At 70.8% G+C, this 11,710-nt stretch carries 9 protein-coding genes and 1 pseudogene; 6 read left to right on the top strand and 4 right to left on the bottom strand.

Annotation, left to right across the window (positions count from 1 at the left end; genetic code table 11):
- Positions 1 to 71 precede the first annotated feature (71 nt).
- Complete coding sequence (locus tag ABT063_RS24170; RefSeq protein ID WP_351059899.1) at positions 72 to 3,974, top strand: glycoside hydrolase family 2 TIM barrel-domain containing protein; 3,903 nt, start codon at positions 72 to 74, stop codon at positions 3,972 to 3,974.
- A gap of 123 nt (positions 3,975 to 4,097) precedes the next feature.
- On the opposite strand, the gene ABT063_RS24165 is transcribed toward ABT063_RS24170, so the two are convergent.
- The gene (locus ABT063_RS24165) at positions 4,098 to 4,463 is read right to left on the bottom strand and encodes an ArsR/SmtB family transcription factor (RefSeq protein ID WP_351059896.1); all 366 of its coding nucleotides are present in this window, start codon (positions 4,461 to 4,463) and stop codon (positions 4,098 to 4,100) included.
- A gap of 56 nt (positions 4,464 to 4,519) precedes the next feature.
- Between ABT063_RS24165 and ABT063_RS24160 the strand changes: the two genes are divergently transcribed.
- From ABT063_RS24160 to ABT063_RS24150, 3 genes are all read left to right on the top strand, one after another.
- Complete coding sequence (locus tag ABT063_RS24160) at positions 4,520 to 6,631, top strand: heavy metal translocating P-type ATPase (RefSeq protein WP_351059893.1); 2,112 nt, start codon at positions 4,520 to 4,522, stop codon at positions 6,629 to 6,631.
- A gap of 67 nt (positions 6,632 to 6,698) precedes the next feature.
- Positions 6,699 to 8,168, top strand: a complete 1,470-nt coding sequence (locus tag ABT063_RS24155) for an AlkA N-terminal domain-containing protein (RefSeq protein ID WP_351060072.1) — start codon at positions 6,699 to 6,701, stop codon at positions 8,166 to 8,168.
- A gap of 11 nt (positions 8,169 to 8,179) precedes the next feature.
- On the top strand, positions 8,180 to 8,671 hold the full coding sequence (locus ABT063_RS24150; protein WP_351059891.1) for a methylated-DNA--[protein]-cysteine S-methyltransferase: 492 nt from the start codon (positions 8,180 to 8,182) through the stop codon (positions 8,669 to 8,671).
- Positions 8,672 to 8,689: 18 nt separating this feature from the next.
- Here ABT063_RS24150 and ABT063_RS24145 read toward each other — a convergent pair whose 3' ends face one another.
- A complete protein-coding gene (locus tag ABT063_RS24145) occupies positions 8,690 to 9,415 on the bottom strand; it encodes an SIR2 family NAD-dependent protein deacylase (protein ID WP_351059888.1) in 726 nt (241 codons plus the stop codon).
- Positions 9,416 to 9,515: 100 nt separating this feature from the next.
- On the opposite strand from ABT063_RS24145, the gene ABT063_RS24140 reads away from it, so the two are divergent.
- A complete protein-coding gene (locus tag ABT063_RS24140) occupies positions 9,516 to 9,719 on the top strand; it encodes a type II toxin-antitoxin system VapB family antitoxin (protein ID WP_351059886.1) in 204 nt (67 codons plus the stop codon).
- 19 nt (positions 9,720 to 9,738) lie between these two features.
- On the opposite strand, the gene ABT063_RS24135 is transcribed toward ABT063_RS24140, so the two are convergent.
- The gene (locus ABT063_RS24135) at positions 9,739 to 10,233 is read right to left on the bottom strand and encodes an NUDIX domain-containing protein (RefSeq protein ID WP_351059883.1); all 495 of its coding nucleotides are present in this window, start codon (positions 10,231 to 10,233) and stop codon (positions 9,739 to 9,741) included.
- A 177-nt stretch (positions 10,234 to 10,410) separates the two neighbouring features.
- Between ABT063_RS24135 and ABT063_RS24130 the strand changes: the two are divergent.
- Positions 10,411 to 10,682 (top strand): annotated as a pseudogene (locus tag ABT063_RS24130) (hypothetical protein); the annotation flags it as partial.
- Here the strand turns inward: ABT063_RS24130 and ABT063_RS24125 are convergent.
- Complete coding sequence (locus tag ABT063_RS24125; RefSeq protein WP_351059880.1) at positions 10,616 to 11,689, bottom strand: ADP-ribosylglycohydrolase family protein; 1,074 nt, start codon at positions 11,687 to 11,689, stop codon at positions 10,616 to 10,618. The pseudogene ABT063_RS24130 and the gene ABT063_RS24125 sit on opposite strands and share 67 nt — an antisense overlap.
- Between the last annotated feature and the right edge of the window lie 21 nt (positions 11,690 to 11,710).

Below are 11,710 nucleotides of genomic sequence, written 5' to 3'. Positions count from 1 at the left end.
ACAGCAATCGACAAGACCTGACGCACCCTCAGTTCGCGCAGCGCACTGTCGTACCGAGGAAGGCCACCGTCATGCCGCACCCGCACGTGCTCCCCACAGACCGTCCGGTCGTCAGTCGCCGCCGTCTCCTGGAGGGCTCGGCCGCCGTCCTCGGCGCGCTCGCCCTCTCCGCGTCGCCCGTCACCGCGTACGCGGCCGGGCGACGCGAGGCCGCGGCGGACGGATCGCCCGAGTGGAACGGCAACATCGCCGTCTTCCGGCTGGGCACCGAGCCCCCGCACACCACCCTCATGCCGTACCAGGACGTCAGACAGGCCCTGGCCGGCGACCGCACGCGCTCCCCTTACCGGCTGAGCCTCGACGGGAAGTGGAAGTTCGCCTACGTCGACCGCCCCGACGACCGCGACACCGACTTCTACCGCCCCGACCTCGACGACAGCTCCTGGGACACCATCCCGGTGCCGTCCGTCTGGCAGATGCACGGCTACGACTTCCCGATCTACGTCAATATCACCTACCCCTGGTGGGGCCCCAACGGCCTGGGGGAGGAGCCGCAGCCGCCCGCCGCGCCGACCCGCTACAACCCCGTCGGCCAGTACCGCCGTACGTTCACCGTCCCCAGGAACTGGTCGGGACGGCGGACGTTCCTGCACTTCGAGGGCGTCAAGTCCGCCCACTATGTATGGATCAACGGGGAGTTGGTCGGCTATCACGAGGACTCCTTCACCCCCGCCGAGTACGACATCACCAAGTACCTCAAGCCCGGCACCAACCGGATCGCGGTGGAGGTGTACCGCTACTCCGACGGCGACTGGCTGGAGGACCAGGACATGATCCGACTGAGCGGCATCTTCCGCTCGGTCTACCTGTACTCCACCCCGGCCGTGCACCTGCGCGACTTCAAGTTGGACACCCCGCTGAGCGACGACTACACGGCCGCGGAACTGTCGGTCACCGCGAGCGTGCGGGACTACGAGGGCGGATCCGGTGGGCGGTATACAGTCGACGCGATGCTGTATGACGCCGACGGGCACCCTGTCTGGTCCCGGCCGCTCCAGCAGACCGTCGCCCTCGGCTCCGGCGCAGAGACGACCGTACAGGCCGCGAAAGCCGTACCCGCGCCCAAGCTCTGGTCGGCCGAGCACCCGAACCTCTACACCGCCGTCCTACGGCTGCGCGACCCTGCGGGCAGGGTGATCGAGACCCTCTCGCACCGGGTCGGCATGCGCGAGTTCGCGCTCAAGGACGGGCTGATGCGCATCAACGGCAAGCCCGTCTCCTTCCGGGGCACCAACCGCCACGAGATGCACCCCGCCCGAGGCACCGCCCTCACCCGCGCGGACATGATCGAGGACATCGAGATCATCAAGCGGCTGAACATGAACTCGGTCCGCACCTCGCACTACCCCAACAACCCGCTGTGGAACGAACTCGCCGACGAATACGGGCTGTACCTCGTGGACGAGACCAACCTCGAGACGCACGGCATCCGCGGCGAGTACCCCGGCAACCACGCCGATTGGACCGAGGCGTGCGTGGCCCGCGCGCAGAACATGGTCCACCGCGACAAGAACCACGCCTCGGTGGTCATCTGGTCGCTCGGCAACGAGGCCGGCGGCGGCAGCACGTTCGTCGCCATGCACGACTGGATCCGGTCGTACGACCCGACGCGCGTCATCCAGTACGAGGGCGACGACCGCCCCACCATCAGCGACATCCGCTCGGAGATGTACGACACGCCTCAGCGGGTCGAGCAGCGGGCGAAGGACACCGCCGACACCCGGCCGTACGTGATGATCGAGTACTCGCACGCCATGGGCAACTCGAACGGCAACTTCAAGAAATACTGGGACATCATCCGTCGACACGACGTCCTCCAGGGCGGCTGGATCTGGGACTTCGTCGACCAGGCGCTGAGTTGGCCCACCCCGGCGCGCAAGCTGCTGACCGAGACCGGCCCCGGAAAGCTGCGCGGCGAGATCCTCGCCCCCAGCGGCACCTTCGACCGCGCCAAGGGCGTCTACGGCGGCACCGTCTTCGCCCGCGACACCAGCCTCGACCTCACCGGCTCACTGACCCTGGAGGCCTGGGTCACCCCGCACGTGACCGGCTACCACCAGCCGATCATCGCCAAGGGCGACACGCAGTACGCGCTGAAGCAGTCGGACCGGAACCTGGAGTTCTTCATCCACGGCGGCGGCCAGTGGGTCACCGCCACCTGGGCGCTGCCGGACGACTGGACCGGCACCGAGCACCACCTCGCCGGCGTCTTCGACGCGGACGCGGGCACACTGACCCTCTACGTCGACGGCGCGGCCAAGGCCACCCGGACCACCACCCGGCGCCCCAGCAGCAACACCGCGCCCCTCGCACTCGCCACCGATGTCGACAACATCTCACGGGAGTTCAGCGGCACCATCCGCCGGGCCCGCGTGTACGCCCGTGCGCTGAGCGCCGCCGAACTGGCCTCCGACAGCCGCGGATCCGGCGACGAGGGCGTGCGGTTCTGGTTCGACGCGGCCACCGTCGGCGTCACGGAGAAGCGGTCGAAGGAGAAGACGTTCTTCGCGTACGGCGGCGACTGGGGCGACAACCCCAACGACGGGAACTTCGTCGCCGACGGGATCGTCACCGCCGACCGGGGGCACACCGGCAAGGCAGCCGAGATCAAGCGGGTCTACCAGGCGATCAACGCGGCCCCGGCCTCCGGTGGCGCTCCCGGTGCGGTCACCCTCACCAATGAGAATCTCTTCACCAATCTCCGAGAGTTCAACGGCAGTTGGCGGCTCGTCGCGGACGGCAAGGTTGTCCAGCGCGGGAGGCTGACCCGTGCTCAGTTGGACGTGCCGCCGCTGTCGAGCAAGGACGTCACGGTGCCGGTGAGACTCCCGGCCGACCCGGCGCCCGGCAGGGAGTACTTCCTGGAACTGTCGTTCACCACCAAGGAAGCCACCCCGTGGGCGAAGGCCGGCTTCGAGGTGGCCGCACAGCAGCTCGCCCTCGATGCCGACAGCCCGGCCGTGACGCCGGTGCCGCTGGAGAGCGTGCCGGCGCTTCGCCACCAGGAGGGCGACGGGGCGATCACGGTGAACGGCAGGGGCTTCTCCGTCACCGTCGACAAGGCCAGCGGCGTCATCACGTCGTACGAGGCCCGGGGCACCCGGCTGATCACCTCCGGCCCGGCGCCGAACTTCTGGCGTGCGCCCACCGACAACGACCACGGTAACGGCCAGCACACCCGCAACCAGACCTGGCGCGACGCCGGCGCCCGCCGCAAGGTGACGGACGTGAGCGTGCGCGCCCTGCGCGACAAGGCCGTCGAGATCAAGGTCAGCGGCACACTGCCGACGACCACCGAGTCGACGTACACCACCACGTACACGGTCTTCGGCAACGGCGAGATCAAGGTCGACCACACCCTGCACCCGGGCGCGGCGAACCTGCCGTACATTCCGGAGGTCGGCAGCCTGCTCTTCCTGCCGGGCCGCCTGGAGCGGTTGCGCTACTACGGCCGCGGGCCCGAGGAGAACCACTGGGACCGCAACTACGGCACCGACGTGGGCATTTACTCCGGGACCGTCTCCGGGCAGTGGACCTCCTACATCCGCCCGCAGGAGAACGGCAACAAGACCGACGTCCGCTGGATCGCTCTGACCGGCCGCGACGGCACCGGGCTGCTCGTCTGCGGCGATACGCTCCTGGAGGTCAACGCCTCGCACTTCACCCCGGAGGACCTGTCGTCCGGGGTGCGTCACGACTACCAGCTCACCCCACGCGAGGAGGTCGTCCTGCGCGTGAACCACCGGCAGATGGGCGTCGGCGGCGACAACAGCTGGGGCGCGCACACGCACGACGAGTTCAAGCTCTTCGCCAACCGCGACTACTCGTACAGCTACCGGCTGCGGCCCCTCACGGACGTCGACGAGGCGATGGCGGCCTCGCGGCGGCCCACGGCGACGGACTTCGCCGGGTAGCGCCCCGCGTACGGCTCCCGGCAGGGCGTGCTCCGCGCCCTGCCGGGCCGGGTTTCCCAGCTATGGACCCGTTGCCCCCGGCCGAGAACACGGAACACTCTTCAGCCCACCAACTCGGGCCTCTCACTGGTCGGCGGCGTCACTGATGCCCAGCCGCAGGTGCTCCACGTGGTAGACGGCCTGGTCGAGCAGCTCGGCGACATGGTGGTCGTGCAGCGCGTACACGACCGACCGGCCCCGGCGCTCGCCCACGACCAGCCCCAGATTGCGCAGCAACCGCAGCTGGTGCGAGCACGCCGACTGCTCCATGCCCACCTCCGCGGCCAACTCCGTGGCCGGCAGCGGCCCTTCGCGCAACCGCGCCAGGATCAGCAACCGGGAGGGGGTGGACAGGGCCTGGAGCGTGGTGGCCACCTTGGCGACATTGTCCGCGTCCAGACGTACGCGCTCGACGGCGTCCTGCGCGGTGGTGACGGCTCCATGACCCATGGCAGTATCTTACTCATCGCACATGAACAGATGAATGAGTATTCATGTGTTCCTGTATGGTGGCTCGGGTGTCCACAACTCTCGCCCCCACTCACGTCCCCTCACCTGCCCGGTCGGCACCCCGCCGGCGCACCCGTGTCCTCGCCCTGCCCGAGGCCCGCTGGGCGCTCGCGGCGACCGTCGCCTTCCTGCTGGGTCTCGCTCTGGACCTCGGCGGCGGTGTGCCGTATTGGGTGTACGGGCTCCTGTATGCGATCGCCTACATCGCAGGCGGCTGGGAACCGGCTCTCGAAGGCCTGCGGGCGCTGCGCGAGAAGACCCTGGACGTCGACCTGCTGATGATCGTCGCGGCGCTGGGCGCGGCCGCGATCGGGCAGGTCCTGGACGGCGCCCTGCTGATCGTCATCTTCGCCACCTCCGGCGCCCTGGAGGCCCTGGCCACCGCCCGCACCGCCGACTCCGTGCGCGGTCTGCTCGACCTCGCGCCCACCACCGCGACCCGGCTGGCCGAGAACGGCGAGGAGACGGTTCCGACCTCCGAACTCTCCGTCGGCGACGTCCTGTTGGTCCGCCCCGGCGAGCGCATCGGCGCCGATGGCAGCGTCCTCGACGGCACCAGCGAGGCCGACCAGGCCACCATCACCGGCGAGCCCCTCCCGGTCCCCAAGGTATCCGGCGACGAGGTCTTCGCGGGCACCCTCAACGGCACCGGCGCCCTGCGCGTCCGCGTCGAACGCGACCCCGCAGACTCGGTCATCGCCCGCATCGTGACCCTGGTCGAGGAGGCCTCACGCACCAAGGCGCCGACACAGCTGTTCATCGAGAAGGTCGAACAGCGTTACGCGGTCGCCGTGGTGGCCGCCACGATCGCCGTCTTCGCCATCCCCCTGGCCTTCGGCGCCGATCTCACGGACGCGCTGCTGCGCGCGATGACCTTCATGATCGTCGCGTCGCCGTGCGCGGTCGTCCTCGCGACCATGCCGCCCCTGCTGTCCGCCATCGCCAACGCCGGCCGGCACGGCGTCCTGGTCAAGTCGGCCGTCGCGATGGAACGCCTCGGCGAGATCGACACCACCGCCCTGGACAAGACCGGCACCCTGACCGAGGGCGCGCCCGAGGTGACGGACGTACGCCCGCTGCCGGGCTCGGGTCTCGACGAGGACGAGCTGCTCGGGCTGGCCGCGGCGGCCGAGCACCCCAGCGAGCATCCGCTGGCGCGAGCGGTCGTGGCGGCCGCGCGGACCCGAGGCCTGCGGATCGCGTCTGCCGAGGACTTCGCCGCGACGCCGGGGCGCGGGGTCACGGCGGTGGTCGAGGGCAGGGTGGTGGGAGTCGGCCGTATGGAGGTTTCCGCCGACCGTATGCATATCGACGGCCGTATGCAGGATTCTGCCGACTCTGTGCGCGCCGGCGACCGTATGCGGGCTTCTGTCGACTCGGCTGACGCCGTCGACCGTCCGCGGGATCTCGTCGACTCCACCACCGGCGACCGTATGCGAGATTCCGTCCACCGCACGCAGACCTCCCTGGACACCGAGAACGGCGGCACCGTAGTCCTCGTCACCCGCGACGGCACCCCCGTAGGCACTCTCACCCTCACCGACCGCCTCCGCCCCGACGCCGCCGCGACCACCGCCGCGCTCACCGCCCTGACCGGAACCGCTCCCGTCCTGCTCACCGGCGACAACGCCGGCGCCGCCGCCCGCGTCGCCGACGCCACCGGGCTGACGGACGTCCGCGCGGAGCTGCTGCCCGAGGGCAAGGTCAACGCCGTACGCGACCTCCAGCAGGCCGGCCGCAAGGTGCTGTTCGTCGGCGACGGTGTCAACGACGCGCCCGCCCTCGCCGCCGCCCACTCCGGCATCGCCATGGGCCGCGCGGGCTCCGACCTCGCGTTGGAGACGGCGGACGCCGTCATCGTGCGCGACGAGCTCGTCACCGTCCCGGCGGTCGTAGAGCTCTCCCGCACCGCCCGTCGGCTCGTCGTGCAGAATCTCGTGATCGCGGGCACCTTCATCACCGTGCTCGTCCTGTGGGACCTCATCGGCCACCTCCCGCTGCCGCTCGGTGTCGCGGGACACGAGGGCTCGACGGTCCTGGTCGGCCTGAACGGACTGCGGCTGCTGCGCGAGTCCGCGTGGCGATCCGGCAGGGTCCAGGACACGTGAGGTTGATGTCGGATTCTCGCCAGCCCCGGTTCGGGCCGTGCCCGATGCTGGACGCATGCAGATGGGGATGCACACCGACACCGAGCGCTGCGTACGCGCCGTTCAGTCCAAGGACTCCCGCTTCGACGGCTGGTTCTTCACGGCTGTCCTGACCACCCGCATCTACTGCCGGCCCAGCTGCCCGGTGGTGCCGCCCAAGCCCGAGAACATGACGTTCTACCCGAGCGCGGCGGCCTGCCAGCAGGCCGGGTTCCGGGCCTGCAAGCGATGCCGGCCCGACACCAGCCCCGGCTCCCCGGAGTGGAACCAGCGCGCCGACCTCGTGGCCCGCGCCATGCGGCTGATCGCCGACGGCGTCGTGGACCGCGAGGGTGTGCCCGGCCTCGCCGCCCGGCTCGGATACAGCACCCGGCAGATCGAACGCCAGCTGCTCGCCGAGCTGGGCGCGGGCCCGCTCGCCCTCGCCCGCGCACAGCGCGCCCAGACGGCCCGGCTCCTCATCGAGACGACGCCGCTCACGATGGCGGAGATCGCCTTCGCCGCCGGCTTCTCCTCGATCCGCACGTTCAACGACACCGTGCGCGAGGTCTTCGCCCTGTCGCCCAGCGACCTGCGCGCCCGGGTACCGAAGAAGACCTCCCCGGCCACCCCCGGCGCCCTCACCCTCCGCCTCCCCTTCCGCGCCCCCCTCAACCCCGACAACCTCTTCGGCCACCTCGCGGCGACCGCCGTCCCAGGCGTGGAGGAGTGGCGGGACGGCGCCTACCGGCGCACGCTCCGACTGCCGTACGGCCACGGCATCGCGGCCCTCGCCCCGCGCCCCGACCACATCGCCTGCCGCCTCACCCTCAGCGACCTCCGCGACCTGACCGTCGCCATCAGCCGCTGCCGCCGAATGCTCGACCTGGACGCCGACCCGGTCGCGGTCGACGACCAACTGCGTACGGATCCGGTCCTGGCGCCCCTGGTCGACAAGGCGCCCGGCCGACGCGTCCCGCGCACGGTCGACGAGGCGGAGTTCGCCGTACGGGCGGTACTCGGCCAGCAGGTCTCCACGGCCGCCGCCCGCACCCACGCCGGCCGCCTGGTCACCGCGCACGGCGAACCGGTGGACGACCCCGAGGGCGGCCTCACCCACCTCTTCCCGGCCCCCGAGGCGCTCGCCGTCCTCGACCCCGAGACACTCGCGATGCCCCGCACGCGCCGCACCACCTTCACCACACTGGTACGCGAACTCGCGGACGGCGCCCTCAACCTGGGCGTGGAGAGCGACTGGTCGGAAACCCGAGCCCGGCTCCTCACCCTCCCCGGCTTCGGCCCCTGGACGGCCGACGTCATCGCGATGCGCGCCCTCGGCGACCCCGACGCCTTCCTCCCGACCGACCTAGGAATCCGCCGCGCCGCCCAGGAGTTGGGCCTGCCGTCGACCCCCGCGGCGCTCACGGCCCGCGCGGCGGCCTGGCGGCCCTGGCGGGCGTACGCGGTCCAGTACCTGTGGGCGACCGACAGCCACCCGATCAATTTCCTTCCTGTGTAAGGACGTTCGTGATGAGTTCGACAAAGCGGCACACCGTGATCGACAGCCTCTACGGCCCATTGACTCTCGTCGCCGACGACGGCGTCCTGTGCGGCCTCTACATGACCGATCAGCGCCACCGCCCCGGCGAGGAGACCTTCGGAGCCCGGGCCGAGGGTCCCTTCGTGGAGGCGGAGGAAGAGCTCGAGGCCTACTTCGCGGGCGAGTTGAAGGATTTCACTCTCCGACTCCGCCTGCACGGAACCCTGTTCCAGCGCAGCGTCTGGGACCAGCTCCGCAAGATCCCCTACGGCGAGACCCGTACGTACGGCGAACTGGCCGACGCCCTCGGCAACCCCGGAGCCTCCCGGGCCGTCGGCCTCGCCAACGGCAAGAACCCGATCGGCATCATCGTCCCCTGCCACCGCGTGGTCGGCGCCGACGGCAGCCTCACGGGCTACGGCGGCGGACTGGACCGCAAGCAGCGGCTGCTGGGCTTCGAGAGGGGAACGGCACTCTTCTAGCCGTTCGACCTCCTCGGTCTAGCCGCCGATCCCGCGCAGCAGCTTCGGCAATGCCGTACCGATCGGCTCCCGTATCATCTCGTCGGCCCGGTCGTCGTACGGCGTCGGCTCGGCGTTGACGATGATCAGCCGTGCCCCGTGGTCGGCGGCGACACCCGCGAGCCCCGCCGCCGGCTGGACCTGCAGACTGGTCCCGACCGCGATGAACACCTGGCAGGCCTTGGTGATGGCGACGGCCTCGCCGAGTACCACCGGGTCGAGCCGCTCGCCGAACATCACCGTGGCCGACTTCAGGATTCCGCCGCACTCCAGGCACGGCGGATCCTCCTCACCGGCCTCGACCCGGGCGAGCGCGTCCTCCATCGGGCCGCGCGCATGGCACTTGGTGCAGACGACCTTGCGTGCGGTGCCGTGCAGTTCGAGCACCTTGCGGGCCGGCATCCCCGCGAGCTGGTGCAGCCCGTCCACGTTCTGCGTGATCACCCGCACCGGCACCCCGGACCGCTCCAGCTCGGCCACGGCCCGGTGCGCGGCGTTCGGCTCGGCCTGGAGAGTGCGGTTCTTGCGGCGCATCTGCCAGGACCGTCGCCGGATCTCCGGATCGCCCATGTAGTACTCGTACGTCGCCAGCTTCTCGGCCCCCGGATCCCGCCGCCACAGTCCGTTCGGACCGCGGTAGTCCGGGATGCCGGAGTCGGTCGAGATACCGGCGCCGCTCAGGATGGCGACGAGGGGCTTGGTCATGTCACCGAGGGTAGGACGGGCGGTCCGGGGCAGCGAACGGATATCCGGCACTCGAACGGAAGTGCCGGCTCGCAGGGATCCCCAGTGCTAGGGTCCGCGCATGGCAACCAAGGTCACCGTGTCACTCGACGCTCAACTCGTCGTGGAAGTCATGGTCCTCGCGGGGGTGGGCAGTCCCCAGGACGCGGTCGAGCTCGCCGTCCGCGACTACATCGAGCGAGGTCACCGCACGGAGGCCCGGATCGCCGCGCGCGACGAGGCGTTGCGCGAGGTGGATATGAAGCCGCGGGACGTCGAGAGCTGACCAAACCCGTCCGTCGGCGTCAGCCGACCCGGTGCCCGTTCTCCAGCTCCGCCGCCCCCGTGCCCTCGACGAGGACGTCCAGCGCGGCCAGCACGCGGTGGCCCGTGGCGCCCGGCAGGTACTGGGCGAGTTCCTCGCGCGGCACGAGCCGCCAGGACAGCAGCTCCTCCTCCTGGAGCCGGATCGCCTTGAGGTCGTCCTCGCCGAGGACACCGCCGTCGTACAGATACGCCACCAGCGGCGGCCGGGCCGTCCCGTGCACCCAGTCCACCGCGAGCAGCCGGCCGAGCTCCCGGTCCAGGCCGATCTCCTCGGCGGTCTCGCGGCGCGCGCCCTGGCGCGGGGTCTCGCCGTCGTCGGACTCGATCGTGCCGCCCGGAAGCGCCCAGCCCTCACGGTAGTTGGGCTCGACGAGCAGCACCCGGCCCTCGGCGTCACGGAAGAGGGCGGCGGCTCCGGCGAGGACGCGGGGGAGCCCCGCGATGTACGTGGCGAAGTCTTGAGCGGTGGTCATCCGGGAAGGGTAACCACCCCCGACGCGAGCGGTGCAAACTGCACTCTATCTAGTGATATATGAGAGACGAGGGCCCAGGGCGTGCACCCGCAGACGGCCGGCGGTGGTTCCGTGAGGCCAACGCCGCTCCGCAGGCCACCAGGGGCGTGGGCCTGTATGCCCGGGTCTCCTCCTTCCCTTGTGGTCGAGCACGAGGACCGGCTGGGACAGTTGAAACTGCACTGGTCGAGGCGGCGCTGTCGGCGTCCGGACGGCAGCTGGTGGTGCTGGACGACGGCGAGGCCGAGGACGACCTGGCGCGGGACATGATGGAAGTCCTGATGTCGTTGTGCGCCTGCCTGTACGGGCGCCGCTCAGCGCGGAACCGGGCGGAGAAGGACCTTCAGACCTCCGTCTCCACCAGCCGCAGTGTCCGCTCCGCCAGTTCGCTGATCCGCACCCCGTCGTAGCCGAACACCGCGCTGCGCACCGTGTCCTCCAGCGGGTCCTTCCACTGTGCCGGGATGGCGTCCGCCCCGGTCAGTACGCCGGCCACCGAGCCCGCGGTCGCGCCGTTGGAGTCGGTGTCCAGGCCGCCGCGGACGGTGAGCGTGATGGTGCGGGTGAAGTCGCCGTCGCCGTACAGGAGCCCGGCCGTCAGCACGGCGGCGTTCGGGATGGTGTGGATCCAGCCGAGCCCGGCGGTCTCCTCGGCGACCGTGGTGAGCGTGTCCTCCCAGGTCATCCGGGTGTCGTGGAGGGAGACGACCCGGCGCACGGTACGCGCCAGCCGGCTGCTCGCCGGGACGACGGCGAGCGCCTGGTCGACGGCGTGCCGCACGGTCGGCGCCGTGAACGCCGCCGAGACCAGTGCCGCCGCCCACATCGCGCCGTACACGCCGTTGCCGGTGTGGGACAGCACCGCGTCCCGGCGGGCGAGCGAGGCGGCGCGGCGCGGGGCGTCGGGGCAGGTCCAGCCGAAGATGTCGGCGCGGATGAGCGCCCCGATCCACTCCTGGTACGGGTTGTCGTACGTCGCCGTCAGCGGCGGCTTCAGCCCGTTGGCCAGGTTGCGGTATGCGGCCCGCTCGGCGGTGAAGGTCTGCAGATACGGCAGCCGCAGCAGCCACAGATCGCCGACCTGCTCCGTGCTGAAGTCGAAGCCGTGGGTCTCCAGGAGGTCCAGGCCCAGGATGGCGTAGTCGACGTCGTCGTCGCGGCAGCTGCCGTGGATACGGCCGCGCACGCACTCGCGCCACTCGGGCCGCAGCTCGAAGCCGTCGCTCTCGCCGACGGGCTCGGGCAGGTAGTCGGTGAGCGGCAGGGCGGCGGCCTGCCGCAGATAGCGGTCGATACGGTCCCGCGTCCACAGGTCGCCCTGCTCGACCGGCTTGCCGAGCATGTTGCCCGCGATCCGGCCCAGCCAGCCCCCGAGGACGCGGTCGGCGAGCTCTGGCTCAGTACCCACAGGGGTCATAGCAACGGTCTACCCAATTCC

Source organism: Streptomyces sp. NPDC002838 (assembly GCF_040295365.1).
In the GTDB taxonomy this organism is placed as follows: domain Bacteria; phylum Actinomycetota; class Actinomycetes; order Streptomycetales; family Streptomycetaceae; genus Streptomyces.
The sequence above is the reverse complement of the archived record's forward strand: the minus strand, read 5'-3'. Positions and strand labels throughout refer to the sequence as shown.